Source organism: Paraburkholderia caribensis (assembly GCF_002902945.1).
GTDB lineage: Bacteria > Pseudomonadota > Gammaproteobacteria > Burkholderiales > Burkholderiaceae > Paraburkholderia > Paraburkholderia caribensis.
Window position 1 is genome coordinate 2,578,251 of sequence record NZ_CP026102.1, and the last position, 16,324, is coordinate 2,594,574.

The 16,324-nt window shown below is 63.6% G+C and carries 15 protein-coding genes; 1 reads left to right on the plus strand and 14 read right to left on the minus strand.

Annotated features, from left to right (window positions below; all coding sequences use genetic code 11):
- Nucleotide 1: 1 nt before the first annotated feature.
- The 14 genes from C2L66_RS28160 to leuC form a co-directional block, all read right to left on the minus strand.
- Entirely contained in the window at nt 2-928 is a 927-nt protein-coding gene (locus tag C2L66_RS28160) for an SPOR domain-containing protein (protein ID WP_054933463.1), read from the minus strand.
- Nucleotides 929-955: 27 nt separating this feature from the next.
- The gene (folC, locus tag C2L66_RS28165) at nt 956-2,266 is read right to left on the minus strand and encodes a bifunctional tetrahydrofolate synthase/dihydrofolate synthase (protein WP_060604997.1); all 1,311 of its coding nucleotides are present in this window, start codon (nt 2,264-2,266) and stop codon (nt 956-958) included.
- 121 nt (nt 2,267-2,387) lie between these two features.
- A complete protein-coding gene (gene accD / locus C2L66_RS28170; protein ID WP_035999347.1) occupies nt 2,388-3,260 on the minus strand; it encodes an acetyl-CoA carboxylase, carboxyltransferase subunit beta in 873 nt (290 codons plus the stop codon).
- 82 nt (nt 3,261-3,342) lie between these two features.
- On the minus strand, nt 3,343-4,158 hold the full coding sequence (trpA, locus tag C2L66_RS28175; RefSeq protein WP_035999344.1) for a tryptophan synthase subunit alpha: 816 nt from the start codon (nt 4,156-4,158) through the stop codon (nt 3,343-3,345).
- 37 nt (nt 4,159-4,195) lie between these two features.
- A complete protein-coding gene (locus C2L66_RS28180; RefSeq protein WP_060604994.1) occupies nt 4,196-5,110 on the minus strand; it encodes a DNA-methyltransferase in 915 nt (304 codons plus the stop codon).
- 11 nt (nt 5,111-5,121) lie between these two features.
- Nucleotides 5,122-6,315, minus strand: a complete 1,194-nt coding sequence (gene trpB, locus C2L66_RS28185) for a tryptophan synthase subunit beta (protein WP_060607071.1) — start codon at nt 6,313-6,315, stop codon at nt 5,122-5,124.
- 60 nt (nt 6,316-6,375) lie between these two features.
- Complete coding sequence (locus C2L66_RS28190) at nt 6,376-7,083, minus strand: phosphoribosylanthranilate isomerase (protein WP_054933460.1); 708 nt, start codon at nt 7,081-7,083, stop codon at nt 6,376-6,378.
- Nucleotides 7,080-7,883, minus strand: a complete 804-nt coding sequence (gene truA, locus C2L66_RS28195) for a tRNA pseudouridine(38-40) synthase TruA (RefSeq protein WP_054933459.1) — start codon at nt 7,881-7,883, stop codon at nt 7,080-7,082. Before truA ends, C2L66_RS28190 begins: the two co-directional genes overlap by 4 nt.
- Complete coding sequence (locus C2L66_RS28200) at nt 7,883-10,195, minus strand: FimV/HubP family polar landmark protein (protein ID WP_060604992.1); 2,313 nt, start codon at nt 10,193-10,195, stop codon at nt 7,883-7,885. Before C2L66_RS28200 ends, truA begins: the two co-directional genes overlap by 1 nt.
- A 144-nt stretch (nt 10,196-10,339) precedes the next feature.
- Nucleotides 10,340-11,461: an aspartate-semialdehyde dehydrogenase gene (gene asd, locus C2L66_RS28205; protein WP_054933457.1), complete on the minus strand. Its 1,122-nt coding sequence runs from the start codon at nt 11,459-11,461 to the stop codon at nt 10,340-10,342.
- A gap of 300 nt (nt 11,462-11,761) precedes the next feature.
- Nucleotides 11,762-12,829, minus strand: a complete 1,068-nt coding sequence (gene leuB, locus C2L66_RS28210; protein ID WP_060604989.1) for a 3-isopropylmalate dehydrogenase — start codon at nt 12,827-12,829, stop codon at nt 11,762-11,764.
- A 56-nt stretch (nt 12,830-12,885) separates the two neighbouring features.
- Nucleotides 12,886-13,539 (minus strand): 3-isopropylmalate dehydratase small subunit, encoded by a 654-nt coding sequence (gene leuD, locus C2L66_RS28215; RefSeq protein ID WP_060604986.1) that lies wholly within the window; start codon nt 13,537-13,539, stop codon nt 12,886-12,888.
- 76 nt (nt 13,540-13,615) lie between these two features.
- Nucleotides 13,616-13,768, minus strand: coding sequence for an entericidin A/B family lipoprotein (locus C2L66_RS28220; protein WP_054933454.1), 153 nt, complete (start codon nt 13,766-13,768; stop codon nt 13,616-13,618).
- Between the two features lie 7 nt (nt 13,769-13,775).
- Entirely contained in the window at nt 13,776-15,185 is a 1,410-nt protein-coding gene (gene leuC / locus C2L66_RS28225; RefSeq protein ID WP_054933453.1) for a 3-isopropylmalate dehydratase large subunit, read from the minus strand.
- Between the two features lie 352 nt (nt 15,186-15,537).
- On the opposite strand from leuC, the gene C2L66_RS28230 reads away from it, so the two are divergent.
- Nucleotides 15,538-16,125: a hypothetical protein gene (locus C2L66_RS28230; protein WP_060604984.1), complete on the plus strand. Its 588-nt coding sequence runs from the start codon at nt 15,538-15,540 to the stop codon at nt 16,123-16,125.
- Nucleotides 16,126-16,324 lie beyond the last annotated feature (199 nt).

Here is a 16,324-nt window from a genome sequence, read left to right on the forward strand (position 1 = left end):
ATTACTGCGCAGCGCCGTTGTTCGCGCCCGACGTCAAACCGGCCTCGCGCACCTTCGCGATTGCCGCCGACGCCGCCGCACGGTCCGCGAACGGACCGGCGCGCAACAGGGTTCGACTGGAGCCGTCAGCCTGCTTGCGACGCTCCGTATATACGGGCACACCCGCCGCTTTCAACCTGGTTGCCCACGCGTGTGCGCTGGCGTCGTCCTGAAACGCGCCGAGCTGGACCGCGAAGCGGCTGCCGGGAGGCGCCGCGGGCGTACCTGTTTCGGTGCCCGACGCGGCTGCTTGCGCCGTTTCCGTGACTGCGGGTTTCTGTTCCGGCTTTGCCGCGGGCTTTGCTTCAGCCTGCGGTTTCGCCGCGGGCTTCGCCGCCGGCGCGTTGTTCGCGACGACAGCGGGCGCTTGCGGCTTCGCAGGCGTCATCGCGATTGGCGCGTTCTTGCTGTTGCTGCCGTCGCGCTGCGACGCCACGGCGCCCGTCGCGGCCGATCCCGACGCAGCAGGCGCGAGACCCGAGGCCGCCAGCGCGGCATCCGGCGCGGCGGGATTGTCCGGTGCGACGGCCGCTTGCGTGTCGTTGTCGACCGACGCGCGCGGCTTCGGCGCGGGACGGCTTGGAATGTCGATGGAAATGTCGTCGGTGACGGGCTTCGGGTGCGAATCCAGCACCATCGGCAGAATGACGACGGCGGCGATCACCAGCGCGATCGCGCCGACGAGGCGGCGTCGTGCGCGTTGCTTCTCGGGAAGCGTGGGATCGAGCAGCATCGCGTCGGCGTCGCCGGAACGGTCCGTGCGGCGGCTGCGCCGTTCGACGCGTTCCGCGCGTTCAGTGCGCTCGGCACGACTACCGCGGCTGGAACTGGAATTTGCGCCGCGCCGTGCCGGTGCGTCGTCTTTCTTGCCGAACGAGAAAATACCCATGAATGGCTTGGTTCGAGGCCCGCGCGTTCAGTGTTGCTGCGATTTACGGTAGGCCATGACGCCTGCAACCGTGAAGAAGCTGCCGAAAACCACGATTCTATCATTGTCGGAGGCGCGTTTTAGCGCATCCTGGAAAGCTTCTGCTGGTGTGGCAAAACGCGTCACGCTGCAATCCGGGCCGTCGCTGACACCCGCATCGCGCAGCAACGCTTCCAGATCTTCCGCGCTGGCGGCACGCGGCGTCGGCAGATCGGTCACGTTCCAGTGATCGATCTCGCCCTTCAGATGCTCCAGCACGCCCGCGATGTCCTTGTCGCGCATCGAGCCAAACACGGCGTACGTGTACGGAAAAAAGCCCATATTGCCGAGATTTTGACCCAACACGGCAGCTGCATGCGGATTGTGGCCGACGTCCAGCACGACCGACGGCTTGCCCGGCAGCACCTGGAAGCGCCCCGGCAGTTCGACGTTGGCAAGACCCAGACGGATATCTTGCGCCGACACGGGCAAACGGTCGCGCAACGCTTCCAGCCCCGCGAGCGCGGCAGTCGTATTGAGCAGCTGATTCGCACCGCGCAGCGCCGGATAGGCCAGCGCGGACCGCCGCATCGTCGGGCCGATGTAGCTCCATTGCTGGCGCTCGTTTCCCGGTTGCGCTTCGTAGCGGAAATCGCGCCCGAACAGCCACAACTCCGCGCCGATTTTCTCCGCGTGATCGATCAGCGTTTGCGGCGCAACGGGATCGGCGCAGATCGCCGGCTTGCCCGCGCGGAAGATCCCCGCTTTCTCGAACGCGATTTTCTCGCGCGTATCGCCGAGGAAGTCGGTGTGATCGATGTCGATGCTCGTGATGATTGCGCAATCGGTATCGAGAATGTTGACGGCGTCGAGCCGCCCGCCGAGCCCCACTTCGAAAATCACTGCGTCCAGCCCGCGCTCGGCGAACAGATGCATGATCGCCAGCGTCGTGAACTCGAAATACGTCAGCGAGACGGGCTCGGAGAGTGACTGGCGCGCCCTCTCGACAGCCTCGAAGTGCGGCAGCAGTTCGGCATCCGTCGCCATCTGGCCGTTGATACGCGCGCGCTCGTTGAATGCGAGCAGATGCGGCGACGTATGACAACCGACCGTGTACCCCGCGCGCAGCAGGATCGTTTCGAGAATCGCGCAGGTAGAACCCTTGCCGTTCGTGCCGCCGACGGTGATCACCGGACACGCGAACTTCAGGTCCAACGCGTCACGCACCTTGCTGATGCGCGCGAGGCCCATGTCGATTCCGACAGGATGAGCCGATTCCAGGTGCGTGAGCCACGCGTCGAGTGTGGGGAAAGTGATCATCTGAAAAACTGGCAGTGCGGACCGGAATTATCCTAGAAATGCCAACGCGCCGCTTGAAGACTTCTCGCGGCGCGTTGGTTGTTCCTGTCAGCCGTGCGTTGCGTCACGGCCAGGGACGGCGTCAGGCGACCGCGTCGGCCGGCTGGCGCGTCAGCAGCGCCATCAGTTGCGCGATTTCCTCGCGCAGCTTGCGACGGTCGACGATCATGTCGATCGCGCCCTTTTGCAACAGGAATTCGGCCCGCTGGAAGCCTTCCGGCAGTTTTTCGCGCACGGTCTGCTCGATCACGCGCGGGCCGGCAAAGCCGATCAGCGCCTTCGGCTCGGCGATCACGACGTCCCCGAGGAACGCGAAGCTCGCCGACACGCCGCCCATGGTCGGATCGGTCAGCACGGAGATGAACGGCAGCTTGGCCTCGGCGAGCTTGGTCAGCATCGCGGTGGTCTTGGCCATCTGCATCAGCGACAGCAGGCTTTCCTGCATCCGCGCGCCGCCCGAGGCGGTAAAGCAGATGAACGGCACGTGCTGCTCGATCGCGTTCTGCGCGCCGCGCGCAAAGCGCTCGCCGACCACGGAACCCATCGAGCCGCCCATGAACGCAAACTCGAAGCACGCGACCACGACGGGCAGCGTGTGGATCGCGCCGCCCATTACGACCATCGCGTCGGTTTCGTCGGTTTCGTCCATCGCCTCTTTCAGGCGGTCGGGGTACTTGCGGCTGTCCTTGAACTTGAGCGCGTCGACCGGCAGGATTTCCTGGCCGATTTCATAGCGGCCTTCCGGATCGAGCAAGCCGTCGAGCCGTTCGCGCGCGCCGATCCGCATATGGTGGTCGCACTTCGGGCAGACGTGCAGATTCGCTTCGACGTCGTTGCGGTACAGCACCGCTTCGCACGACGGGCATTTGATCCACAGCCCTTCCGGAATGCCCTTGCGGCTCTTCGGGTCGGTTTGCTTGATTTTCGGCGGCAACAGTTTGTCGAGCCAGCTCATGATGATTCCTTCCAGGATTCGCGATACGAAAGACGGCGCAGCAGGAACCGCGCCGCCATGCTAACCGCGACAAAAATGATGTTTATCGGGCAGTCGCGCCGATGCTGTCGAGCGCCTGGCGAATTTCAGCAATGAAAGTCGTCAGCTTGCTCGCAGCGGACTCGGGTGCTGCTTCTTCGAGCAACTGCACGATACGGCTGCCGATCACGACGGCATCGGAGACTTCGGCCACGGCGCGCGCGGATTGCGCATCCCGAATGCCGAAACCGACGCCCACCGGAAGCGGTACGCGCGACTTGATGGCCGGGATTTTACCCGCGATGCTCAAAACGTCCAGATTTGCAGAGCCCGTGACGCCCTTGAGCGACACATAGTAGACGTAGCCGGACGCGATTTTACCAACCTCCGCGATGCGCTCGTCCGTCGACGTGGGCGCGAGCAGGAAAATCGGATCGATCCCGGCGGCCTTCATCTTTTCGGCGAAGATAGCCGATTCTTCGGGCGGATAGTCGACAACCAGCACGCCGTCGACACCCGCTTCCTTCGCGGCAACGGCGAACGCGTCGGCCCCCATGCGCTCGATGGGATTCGCGTAGCCCATCAGCACGACGGGTGTCTTTGCGTCGGTTTCGCGGAAGCGCTTGACGTCGGCGAGCACGTGTTTCAGCGACACGCCCTTTGCCAGCGCGCGCTCCGACGACTGCTGGATCACAGGGCCGTCGGCCATCGGGTCCGAAAATGGCACGCCAAGCTCGATGACGTCGGCACCGCCCTTCGCGAGCGCGTGCATGAATTCGACGGTGCGCGCCGGATCGGGATCGCCCGCGGTGATGAACGGAATCAGACCTTTCTTGCCCTGCGCGGCCAGTGCCGCGAACGTGGATTGAATACGGGACATGGAATTTTCTCGAAGTCGATGACTGCGCGGTCTGGCGTCAGGCCGTCGTCGTAGTCGTGGTGACGGCTGCTTTCCGGCGCGAAACGGGTTCCGGCGGATTTGCCGCCAAACTAACGCGTTCTCGCGCTATCGCGCAGTAACTTTCATTGATCTCATAGCCGACGAATTCGCGCTTCTGACGGGCGCAAGCGACGGCCGTCGTGCCGCTTCCCATAAAGGGATCGAGCACGCGGCCACCCGGCGGACAGCTGGCCAACACCATCCGCTCGACAATTTCGAGCGGTTTCTGGGTGGGATGGTCGACGCGTTCGGCGTGTTGCCGGTGCAGACGCGAGACCGACCAGACGTCCTTCGGGTTGTAGCCCATCTCGAGCCACTTGCTTCCTTCGAACAACTTACGCGAACGCGCCTTCTTCGTGGCGGCATCGTATGGGATACGGACGGGATCGAGGTCGAAATAATAATCTTTCGACACCGCGAAATAACCGATGTTGTCGTGCACCGACGTAAAGCGGCGCGTCGTGCCGCCCATGCTCGGCACGCGCCGGTCCCAGATGATCTCGTTGACCATCGTCAGGCGGCTCTTCAGAAACACGAAGATTTCCGGCGCGTACTGCCATGTGCAGAAGATATACAGCGAACCCGACGGCTTCAGCTTCGGAATGGCGAGTTCGAGCCAGGCACGCGTCCAGGCGAGAAAATCCTCGCCCGAGCGCATGTCGGAATCATTGCCATAGTCCTTGCCGAGGCCGTACGGCGGATCGGCCACGATCAGATCGATCGAGCCGTCCGGCAGGTTCGTCGCATCGGTCAGAAAATCGCGGTTCAGGAGCTCGATGCCCGCAGGCACCGGCAACAGCGGCGCAGCGGCCGCGTGCAATGGCCCGGCAACGCCTGCTTCGGCGTCGTCGTCCAGCGCGGGCGGCTGCGGCTCCTCGAACTCGTCGCGCATCGCCTGGGCGCTCAGAACTGGATGCCCGATCGCTCGGCGACCGTGTGCATGTCCTTGTCGCCCCGGCCCGACAGGTTCACCAGAAGGATTTTGTCCTTCGGCAGAGTCGGCGCGAGCTTCGCCGCGTACGCGAGCGCGTGGCTGGACTCCAGCGCGGGAATGATGCCCTCGATCCGGCAGCAGTCGTGGAACGCCTTGAGCGCCTCTTCGTCAGTGATGCCGACGTATTCCGCGCGGCCGCTGTCCTTGAGCCACGCGTGCTCGGGACCGACGCCCGGATAATCAAGACCCGCCGACACCGAATGCGTCTCGATGATCTGGCCGTTTTCGTCCTGCAGCAGATAAGTGCGATTGCCGTGCAGCACGCCAGGGCTGCCGCCGATCAGCGACGCCGCGTGACGACCCGTGTCGATGCCGTCGCCGGCCGCTTCCACGCCAATCAGTTTCACCGATTTGTCGTCGATATACGGATAAAAGATACCCATCGCGTTCGATCCACCGCCAACGCACGCGATCACGGCGTCCGGCTGACGCCCTGTCAATTCGGGCATCTGCACCTTGCATTCGTCACCGATCACGCGCTGGAAGTCGCGCACCATCATCGGATACGGATGCGGCCCAGCCACGGTGCCGATGATGTAGAACGTGCTCTCGACGTTCGTGACCCAGTCGCGCATCGCTTCGTTCAGCGCGTCTTTCAGCGTACGCGAGCCGGATTCGACGGGCACGACGGTCGCACCCAGCAGTTTCATCCGGTAGACGTTCGCGGCCTGGCGGCGCACGTCTTCCGCGCCCATGTAGACGATGCACTCCATGCCGAAGCGCGCCGCGATGGTCGCGGTGGCCACGCCATGCTGGCCGGCGCCCGTTTCCGCGATCACGCGGGGCTTGCCCATGCGTTTGGCGAGCAGCGCCTGGCCGATCACGTTGTTCACCTTGTGCGCGCCCGTGTGGTTCAGGTCTTCGCGCTTCAGATAAACCTGCGCGCCGCCGAGCAGTTCGCTCCAGCGTTGCGCGTGATAGACAGGGGAAGGACGACCCACGAAGTACTTCAGTTCGCGCTCGTATTCGGCAATGAAGTCGGGGTCTACCGAGTATTTTTCGTACGCAACACGCAGTTCGTCGAGCGCGTGCATCAGCGTCTCGGCAACGAACACGCCGCCATATTGGCCGAAATGGCCACGTTCATCGGGTAAGTTGTACATATCCGTCACTCTTCTCAGCTTGCCGCATGTCCCCGCGTCAGGCGCGGCGCGGCCTTGCAATCACCGGGCGTCCGCCTCGCGCACTGCGCGCACGAACGCCGCCATCCGGGCGTGATCCTTCACGCCCTTTGCGCCCGGCACCTCGATGCCGCTCGAGACATCGACCGCGTACGGGCGCACGCGATGAATCGCATCACTGACGTTTTGCGTGTTCAACCCACCACTCAAAACGGCCCGACGCGCGAGCTCTTGTGGAATAAGTGACCAATCGAAGACCTTCCCGCCGCCGCCATAGCCTTCGACATGGGTGTCGAACAGAAGACCGCTGGCGGCTGAATAGTTGAGTGCCGATTTTACCAAATCGGCCGGTTGAGTATCGGCTGCAATCCGCAACGCGCGCAACCAAGGCAAACCCGCAACGCCCGCCAGCTTTTCGCACTGCTCGGGCGTTTCGTCGCCGTGGAACTGCAGCATCGTCAGCGGCACGTTGCAGGTGACCTCGCCGAACCACTCCGGCGTCGGATTCACGAACAGCCCGACAATCGACACGAACGGCGGCACGACCCGCGTCATCTCGACTGCCTGCGCGATGCTCAAGGCGCGCGGGCTGGGCGGGTAGAACACGAGGCCGATCGCATCGGCGCCGAGGTCCACGGCATGGGCGACATCGGCGGCATTGGCGAGCCCGCACAGCTTGATGCGCGTGCGGTGCGGCACGGTGTCGGGGGACTGCGAAAGGCTTGCGGCCTGGGTGTCGGCGGAAGTCATGAGTCGGTCCAAACGGTGCTCCAAGGAACGCTGCCCGCCTGCGGCGCAGGCACGGCGAACGCCTCAGGATAGCCCACTTGCGCGAGATACAGCCCGTCGGGCATGAAAGTGGGCGCCGCGCGTTTCCGGTCGCGGCCTTGCAATACCTCCGCGAGCCACGCGGCCGGATAGCGCCCGCGGCCCACGGCCACGAGACAGCCCATCAGGTTGCGCACCATGTGGTGCAGGAACGCGTTGGCGCGAAAGCGGAAGTGGATGAAATCGCCCTGTGACCGGATATCGATCTGATACAAATGCTTGACGGGCGTCTTCGCCTGGCATTCCGATGAGCGGAACGCCGAAAAATCGTTCTCGCCGATCAGGCAGGCGGCCGCGTCGCACATCGCGTCGACGTCGAGCGGCGTATGAATCCAGCCGGCGCGGCCCGTGAGCATCGGCGAACGCACGGGATGCACGTACAGCGCGTAGTAATAAGTGCGCTCGAAGGCCGAAAAGCGCGCGTGGAATGCGTCGGGCATCGGCTTGGCCCATTGCACAGCGATCGTCGGCGGCAAGAAGGCGTTCGTGCCGCGCACCCACGAAAAGTCTGTACGGTCGAGTTCCGTATCGAAATGCACGACCTGCCCGAGACCGTGGACACCCGTGTCCGTGCGGCCCGCCACGACCGTCTGCAGTGGCGTCTGCGCGAATTCGCGCAGCGCCCGTTCGAGCGCATCCTGCACGGTTTTGCCGTGCGGCTGCGACTGCCAGCCGCAAAACGCCGCACCGTCGTACTGGATGCCAAGCGCGATCCGCGTCATCACGAAAGCGGCGCGAGCGTCGACAGCAATGCGCGGGCGTCGGCGCGAGTGTCGGCATCGTTCGATTCGATGACTTCGTTGATCAGCGTGCGCGCGCCGACCACGTCGCCAAGGTCGATGTATTCCACGGCCAGGTCGAGCTTGTTGCGGGCGATACGCGCGACTTCGTCCGGCGTGAAAGCGGGCACGACTTGCGACGGCGACGGCGGCAGTTCCAGGTCGAAGTCGAGCTTCAACGCGCCGAAGCGCGCCGCGCCTAGCCCGGCGACGGCGGCCGCACCGGCCGTGCCGGCGATGATCTCGGCGGCGGCAGCAGGCACCTGCGGCGCGTGCGCCGGCACCGCCTGTTGCGCCGTGATTTCGGGCGCGACGACGGGCTGTGTCACAGCGGGTGCGAAGGGAGCGGATGGCTCGACGCGCGGCGGCAACGCGAAGTCGTCGATGCTGTCGAGCGCGCGCATCGCGTCGCGCGGGAATGCGTCCGGCACAGCCGGTTCCAGCGGCGGCGGTGCGCCGAGCGGGAGCGAAGCCGGCGCGCGTTGTTCAGCGTCGATCTCGGCATCGGCTGGATGCAGTTCATTGAGCTCGGGCAGCGGCTCGATCAGCTGTTCATGCTGCGCGGCCGGTTCGACGCTCAACTGGATGGGCGGCGCAACGGACGCCGTGGGCTGCTCGAACGAGGGTTCGTGCTGTCCGGTTCCAGGCGACTCACCACCGTCGAGCACGAACGGCCCGGGTTTCGCGCCAGACTCATCGAGCGGTGATTCGATCGGCTCGGCGAAATGCGGCTCGACGGGGTCGTGTATCGGCTGCTCGTCGAGCGGCAGTTCGGTGGATGGCGTCGTGTCGACGGCAAGCTCGCCCGTCGTCAGTTCCTGTGCGCGCTCAGCCTGTTCGCGTTCGGCTGCCTCGGCGGCACGCGCTTCTTCGCGGGCCGGATCGAGCGATTCGCGCGGCAGCGCATCGGCGCCGAGCGCCGCGGCTGCGTCGAGGGCGGCTTCCGTGGAGGCGCCATCGAACGATTCGAGTTCGTGCTTCCGTCCGGCGTCGTGGCCGTATGCGGGCGAAAGCGCAGCAGCGGCGGTAACGGTAGCCGGACCGGCTTCGTGCGATCCGGTTTCAGACGGTTCGTCCGGCGACGAAGGCGGCTCATCGCTACGCGCGACTGCAGCAGGCTCGGCGGCAGCGGGCGCAACGGGCGTTTCATCTTCGCGTGCAGCGTCGTCGCTCGCCACTTCCTGCGCGCGCGCCGCCTTACGACGCCGGCGCATCGTCAAACCGGCCAGCAGCGCCACAAGTGCCGCGCCGACGATAGCAGCCACGCCCAGAGATTCTTGCGACATACCCGCCAGCTGGTTCGCGGGCTGCGTTGCCGCGGGCGCAGCATGAGCGGGTGCGCCAGCGCCGGGCGTCACGCCCGATGGCTGCGTCGCGCCCGGCGACGTCGGCGCGCTTTCATTTGCGCCCGACTGCTTGCCGATACCGTGCTTCTGCAACTCCATCAGCACACGGTTCTTCAGCGCAAGGAGCTGCTGCAGGCTCGACGGGCGCGGCTGCGACGCGGGTTGCGCGTTGCTGGTAGAGGGCGCGCCGGGCGCCGCGGCGGCCGACTCGCTGCCCTGGATGGAACCTGTGTATGAATGCGTGCCGCTCGCAGCCGATGATGCGGCGGCGCCGCTCGTGGGCAGCGCGCCGGCAGCGGGTGCGGACGTCGCCTCGGCCGTGGCCGCGGCCGGAGCACTGGCGCCTTGCGTTGGCGTCGAGGCGGCCGCCTCGACGGGCCACGACGCGCCGGCAGCCGCTGCACTCGCGCCGGCAGCCGTGGCAGCGGGCGCGGATGCCGAAGTCGTCGTGGCGGCGTTGTTGGTGGTCGCAGCCTGCGCCGACGCGCCGGACGGAGCCGAGGCCGACACCGCAGCCGATGCCGCGACGATAGGCGCCCCCGTCGCATCGACGGCAGGCAGGTTCAGGACAGCGCCCAGCCGTAACCGGCTTGGATCGTGCCCCATGAACGCGTTCGGATTCGCGTCGAAGATCGCTTTCGCCGCGCGCGCCAGCACAGTGCGGTCATGCGACTGCGTCATCGCGACGGCTGCATCGTTGAGCGATTGCCCCGGCTGAACGGTGAATTGCGTGCCGCTGGAAGCCGAACCAGCCGGCGCGCTCGCCGTCGCAGCACCTGACGCCGCGGTTTGCGCGTACGCCATGCCCGGTATCGAAACTGCACCGGCAAAAACGATCGCGACCGACGCCGCAATCCGATGTGAGCCGCTGCGTGTGGCGGCGAGAATAAGAGGGAATCGGGCCGTCATCGGGACCTTTCGTGCGCGGTCGTGCGGCGCATGCTTAGAAATGTTGGCGACAAGATTCTGAAATACACAATAAAAAAGCGCCGCGAAAATCGCGACGCTTTTTGGAGTTTTCTACGCGTCGTTCAGCTAACGCGCTAGTTTACTTTACTTGTCGAGCAGAATGCGAAGCATACGACGCAGCGGCTCAGCAGCGCCCCACAACAGCTGGTCGCCGACCGTGAACGCCGACAGGTATTCGCCGCCCATCGCGAGCTTGCGCAGACGGCCGACAGGCACCGTCAGCGTGCCCGTCACCACGGCGGGCGACAGATCGCGCATCGACGCTTCGCGCTCGTTCGGCACGACCTTCACCCAGTCGTTCGCCGAGGCGAGAATGTCATTCACTTCGTCGAGCGGCACGTCCTTGTTCAGCTTGATGGTCAACGCCTGCGAATGGCAACGCATGGCGCCGATACGAACACACAGACCGTCGACGGGGATCGAGCCCGGCTCGCCCATCGCGGGCTTGCCCAGAATCTTGTTGGTTTCCGCGCCGCCCTTCCACTCTTCCTTCGACATGCCGTTGCCGAGATCCTTGTCGATCCACGGAATCAGCGAGCCGGCGAGCGGCACGCCGAAGTGGTCGGTGGGCATGCTGTCGCTGTTCATGGCCGCCAGCACGCGGCGGTCGATATCGAGAATGGCCGACGACGGATTGGCGAGTTCATCCTTCACTGCGCCGTGCAGCGCGCCCATCTGGCTCAGCAGTTCACGCATGTTTTGCGCGCCCGCGCCCGAAGCGGCCTGATACGTCATGGCCGTCATCCAGTCGACGAGGTTTTCGCGGAACAGGCCGCCGAGCGCCATCAGCATCAGGCTGACCGTGCAGTTGCCGCCGATGAAGTTCTTCTGGCCCTTGACCAGCGCGTTCTTGATCACGTCGAGGTTGACGGGATCGAGAATGATGACGGCGTCATCCTTCATGCGCAGCGACGAAGCCGCATCGATCCAGTAGCCGTTCCAGCCCGCCGCGCGCAGCTTCGGGAAGACTTCGTTCGTGTAGTCGCCGCCCTGGCAGGAAATGATGGCGTCGCACTTCTTCAGGTCGTCGATGCTTGTCGCATCTTTGAGCTTGGTCTCGTTCTTGGCAAACGACGGCGCGTTGCCGCCCGCATTGCTGGTGCTGAAAAACACCGGTTCGATCAGATCGAAATCGCCTTCCTGCTGCATGCGTTGCATCAGGACGCTACCGACCATGCCGCGCCAACCTACGAGACCTACGTTCATGACTTCATACCCTTCGAATGGACACTTCCCCGCATCTTTGCCCGCAGTGACCGCGCGGGGAAGATGGGCGGGCACGACGGACGATCAGCGCTTCGTGATCGTTTTCGGGGTAATCGTTTTGATGGTAATGGCGAGCGCAACCACGCGGGCCGTTTTGCCGCGCAGTGTCGAAATCGAGGAGATTTGAGGAATCGTCGCCATCACATGAGTCTACACGAAAACCCGTTTTTTGCGGCGCGGGCGCCGCGATTTGCGTGAATCCGCGCAAAAGTGGCAGATTCACGCGCGTTGGCTGAAGAATTACAGCGCCGCCACCACCGCGTCGCCCATCGCTTCCGTGCCGACCTGCTTGCAGCCTGGCGTCAGAATATCGCCCGTCCGATAGCCTTGCTCCAGCACCTTTTTCACGGCGCTTTCGATGCGATCGGCCTGCTCGGCCCGGTTCAGCGAATAACGCAGCATCATCGCGGCCGACAGAATCGTGGCGAGCGGATTCGCAACGCCCTTGCCCGCGATATCGGGCGCCGAACCGTGCGACGGCTCGTACAGACCCTTGTTGTTCTTGTCGAGCGAAGCAGACGGCAGCATGCCGATCGAACCCGTCAGCATCGCCGCTTCGTCCGACAGGATGTCGCCGAACATGTTGCCCGTGACGATCACGTCGAACGATTTCGGCGCCTTCACGAGTTGCATGGCCGCGTTGTCGACGTACATGTGCGACAGTTCGACGTCCGCGTATTCCTTCGAGACATCGATCATCACGTCCTTCCACAATTGCGAGGTTTCGAGCACGTTCGCCTTGTCGACCGACGTCAGCTTCCTGTCGCGCTTCTGGGCCGCCTGAAACGCGACGTGCGCGATGCGGCGCACTTCGGGCTCCGAATAGCGCATCGTGTCAAAACCTTCTTTCGCGCCCTCGAACGGACCGTCCGGCGCTGCCCGCACGCCGCGCGGTGAGCCGAAGTAGATGTCGCCGTTCAGTTCGCGCACGATCAGGATATCGAGGCCCGACACGATTTCCGGCTTCAGCGACGAAGCGCCCGTCAATTGCGGATAGCAGATCGCCGGACGGAAGTTCGCGAACAGTTGCAGATGCTTGCGCAGACCCAGGATTGCCTGTTCCGGACGCAGCGAGCGCTCGAGCGAATCGTATTTCCAGTCGCCAACCGCGCCGAACAGGATCGCGTCCGCTTCCTTCGCGAGCTTGAGCGTAGCTTCCGGCAGCGGATGACCGGCCGCCTCGTAGCCTGCGCCGCCAACGGGCGCTTCTTCCAGCTCGAACTTTTCGCCGAGCACGTTCAGAACCTTGACGGCTTCCTTGACGATTTCCTTGCCAATGCCGTCGCCCGGCAACACTGCGATCTTCATGCGTATTCCTTGTTGGTGTCTGTGTGGCCTGGATCAGGCGCGCGTTCGCACAATCTTCAGCGCACGAGGCGGTTGTTGAGCCACGGCTGCTTTGCGATGCGCTCTGCCTCGAACTGGCGAATCTTGTCCGCGTGACGCAGCGTGAGGCCGATGTCGTCGAAACCGTTCAGCAGGCAGTATTTGCGGAACGCTGCGACTTCGAACGGATATTCGGCGCTGCCGTCGGCCGTGCGGACGACCTGCTTTTCCAGATCGACGGTCAGCTGGAAGCCGTTGAACGCGAATGTTTCGTTAAACAGATGGTCGACCTGCTGGTCGGTCAGCACGATGGGCAGCAGACCATTCTTGAAGCAGTTGTTGTAGAAGATGTCGGCGAAGCTCGGCGCGATGATCGCGCGGAACCCGTACTGTTGCAGCGCCCACGGTGCGTGCTCGCGCGAGCTGCCGCAGCCGAAATTCTGACGCGCGAGGAGTACCGACGCGCCCTGATAGCGCGGCTGGTTCAGCACGAAATCCGGATTCAACGGACGCTTCGAGTTGTCCTGGCCCGGCTCGCCGTGATCGAGATAACGCCATTCGTCGAACGCGTTGGGACCGAAGCCCGTGCGCTTGATCGACTTCAGGAACTGCTTCGGAATGATCGCGTCGGTGTCGACGTTTTCGCGATCGAGCGGCGCCACGACGCCGCTATGTACGATGAATTTTTCCATGTCGCTTTAGCCTGTTCGAAGCCGGAAGGCAGTGCACATGCGCATCACCCGCGCCCTCCGGCGAATCAAAAACCGCTTACTTTGCCGCCTTGTCGCTGATCGACCCGCCCAGATGCTGCAGGTCTTCGCCAAAGCCGTGCACCGTGTTGCAACCCGCGAGGCCGAGCAGCAGCCCTGCTAGCGACGCGAGTGCGAATCGGCGCAGAAGTGCGATGCGATCGATGTTCATGTGGCGTTCATCCCAGCTTGCGAATGTCGACGAAATGCCCTTCGATGGCGGCTGCCGCCGCCATGGCCGGGCTGACGAGGTGCGTGCGTCCGCCCGCGCCCTGACGGCCTTCGAAATTGCGATTCGACGTGGACGCGCAGCGCTCGCCCGGCTCCAGCCGGTCGGCGTTCATGGCGAGGCACATCGAGCAGCCCGGCTCGCGCCATTCGAAACCCGCTTCCGTGAAGACCTTGTCGAGACCTTCGCGTTCCGCCTGCGCCTTCACGAGGCCCGAGCCCGGCACGACCATCGCGAGACGAATGTTCGGCGCGACGCGGCGGCCGAGTTTCTTCACGACCCAAGCTGCCGCGCGCAAATCCTCGATGCGCGCATTCGTGCACGAACCGATGAAAATCTTGTCCGGCTTGATTGATTCGATGGGGAGATTCGGTTCGAGCGCCATGTACTGCAGCGCCCGTTCCATCGCGTCGCGCTTGACCGGATCTTTTTCCTTTTCCGGGTCCGGCACGCGTGCGTCGACGGAAGTGACCATCTCCGGCGACGTGCCCCACGTGACCTGCGGCACGATCTCGGCGGCGTTCAGTTCGACTACGCGATCGAAGTGCGCGTCGGGATCGGACTTGAACTGCTTCCAGTATTCGACGGCCTGATTCCATTCGACGCCTTGCGGCGAGAACGGACGGCCCTTCAGGTATTCGATGGTCGTGTCGTCGACGGCGACCATGCCGGCGCGCGCGCCCGCTTCGATCGCCATGTTGCAGACGGTCATGCGGCCTTCCATCGACAGTGCGCGAATGGTCGAGCCGCCGAATTCGATGGCGTAGCCCGTGCCGCCCGCCGTGCCGATCTTGCCGATGATGGCGAGCACGATGTCCTTCGCCGTGCAGCCGCGCGGCAACTGGCCTTCGACCTTGACCAGCATGTTCTTGCTCTTCTTCTGCAGGAGCGTTTGCGTGGCCAGCACGTGCTCGACTTCCGACGTGCCGATGCCGTGCGCCAGCGCGCCGAACGCGCCGTGCGTGGACGTGTGCGAGTCGCCGCAGACGATCGTCATGCCCGGCAGCGTCGCGCCCTGCTCCGGCCCGATGATGTGAACGATGCCCTGACGCATGTCGTTCATCTTGAACTGCGTGATGCCGAATGCGTCGCAGTTCGAGTCGAGCGTATCGACTTGCAGTTTCGACACGGGGTCAGCGATGCCGTGGCTGCGATCTGTGGTCGGAACGTTGTGATCCGACACCGCCAGATTCGCGCTGATGCGCCACACCGGGCGTTCCGCGAGCTTCAGCCCTTCGAATGCCTGCGGGCTGGTCACTTCATGCAGCAGTTGACGGTCGATATAGAGAATCGTCGTGCCGTCTTCTTCCGTGTGGACCACATGGGTGTTCCACAATTTGTCGTAGAGAGTCTGTGCCATGGTATGCGGGGATAGTAATGACATCGGGCAGTTCGTGTCCGGTCAATTATGCCACGCAGTTGACTTTCTAGGACCATCACATATCGAGAAAACCGATAAAAAACATGGAGTTGGGTGGTAGTGCCGATACCTGTATCGGCACTACCCGAGGGGGCGTCCGTGCCTGCTTCGAAATGATCGGATGGAAAGGCCGGGCGGGACTTTGTTGCGCGGACAGCTCGGCAATTGGCGCCGCAACGGGTAAACGTACGCGACGATGCAGCGACAGGGCACGCAGCACTCGGCCGAACGGCGTATAGCGGCGACGCCAGCGTTCGCCATAGCATGGTTAGTTACCCTAATCATGCCACCGATGTCGCAACTCGAATATTTGACCGTCGATTCACCGCCTGAACCTGGACATCGATTCTCAGGCGTGAGCTATCGTGGAACCCAGTGGAATCTCAATCATCTCGATGCCTTCACATTCAAGATCGATCTGGGATTAGGAGCAGACATGACCGTACTCGTACTTTTCTCCTGCCACTGCTTTTCCCATAGCTTCCGATGGGACGCGCGCGCAACACATCTGATACCTGCGGATGAAATCTACGATGATGGCAAAGAGCGCCGTGTACTCGACCCGCTGCGCTACGAACTCTCACGCAAGCATCTAAGAGACATCGTCGTTCAATTGCCGTCGCGGCGCATTACGATTGCCAACGAGAAACAACCCAACTTCGTTACGCTCGAACAGTTGAACGAAGACGGTTCGACATCGCTCTATGCCGTATTCTTCGAAGCCGAGCGGGACCGCAGCCGCAAGCGGCGCATGGTGTTGCGCATCCAGTCGGCCTATGTGCTGGACAACGGGCTGACGAGGCGTCAGGAAAAGGCCGGTAAAGTCGGCTTTGCGACGCTACTGCGTGCGACGTACCTTGGCAAAAGGATTCGCGGATGAGGTCCGCAGAAAAACAAACGGCCACCTGAGGTGGCCGTTGCATGCGGGATTCTCTATCTGTCGTTCGACAAAACTCCCACTCCTGGTGGGACCCGGCTTGCCGGGCGGCGCTACGTTTTTCGCACCCGCTGGTACGTAGTTTTGAGTCGTTATTATTGCCTTTTGCCCATCGCCGGTCAAGCGCACCTGACCTGGCCAA

Bases quoted from the DNA above. Each gene is read 5' to 3' on its own strand.
- C2L66_RS28160 (WP_054933463.1), bottom strand. From the start codon at position 928: ATGGGTATTTTCTCGTTCGGCAAGAAAGACGACGCACCGGCACGGCGC.
- folC (WP_060604997.1), bottom strand. From the start codon at position 2,266: ATGATCACTTTCCCCACACTCGACGCGTGGCTCACGCACCTGGAATCG.
- accD (WP_035999347.1), bottom strand. From the start codon at position 3,260: ATGAGCTGGCTCGACAAACTGTTGCCGCCGAAAATCAAGCAAACCGAC.
- trpA (WP_035999344.1), bottom strand. From the start codon at position 4,158: ATGTCCCGTATTCAATCCACGTTCGCGGCACTGGCCGCGCAGGGCAAG.
- C2L66_RS28180 (WP_060604994.1), bottom strand. From the start codon at position 5,110: ATGCGCGACGAGTTCGAGGAGCCGCAGCCGCCCGCGCTGGACGACGAC.
- trpB (WP_060607071.1), bottom strand. From the start codon at position 6,315: ATGTACAACTTACCCGATGAACGTGGCCATTTCGGCCAATATGGCGGC.
- C2L66_RS28190 (WP_054933460.1), bottom strand. From the start codon at position 7,083: ATGACTTCCGCCGACACCCAGGCCGCAAGCCTTTCGCAGTCCCCCGAC.
- truA (WP_054933459.1), bottom strand. From the start codon at position 7,883: ATGACGCGGATCGCGCTTGGCATCCAGTACGACGGTGCGGCGTTTTGC.
- C2L66_RS28200 (WP_060604992.1), bottom strand. From the start codon at position 10,195: ATGACGGCCCGATTCCCTCTTATTCTCGCCGCCACACGCAGCGGCTCA.
- asd (WP_054933457.1), bottom strand. From the start codon at position 11,461: ATGAACGTAGGTCTCGTAGGTTGGCGCGGCATGGTCGGTAGCGTCCTG.
- leuB (WP_060604989.1), bottom strand. From the start codon at position 12,829: ATGAAGATCGCAGTGTTGCCGGGCGACGGCATTGGCAAGGAAATCGTC.
- leuD (WP_060604986.1), bottom strand. From the start codon at position 13,539: ATGGAAAAATTCATCGTACATAGCGGCGTCGTGGCGCCGCTCGATCGC.
- C2L66_RS28220 (WP_054933454.1), bottom strand. From the start codon at position 13,768: ATGAACATCGATCGCATCGCACTTCTGCGCCGATTCGCACTCGCGTCG.
- leuC (WP_054933453.1), bottom strand. From the start codon at position 15,185: ATGGCACAGACTCTCTACGACAAATTGTGGAACACCCATGTGGTCCAC.
- C2L66_RS28230 (WP_060604984.1), top strand. From the start codon at position 15,538: ATGTCGCAACTCGAATATTTGACCGTCGATTCACCGCCTGAACCTGGA.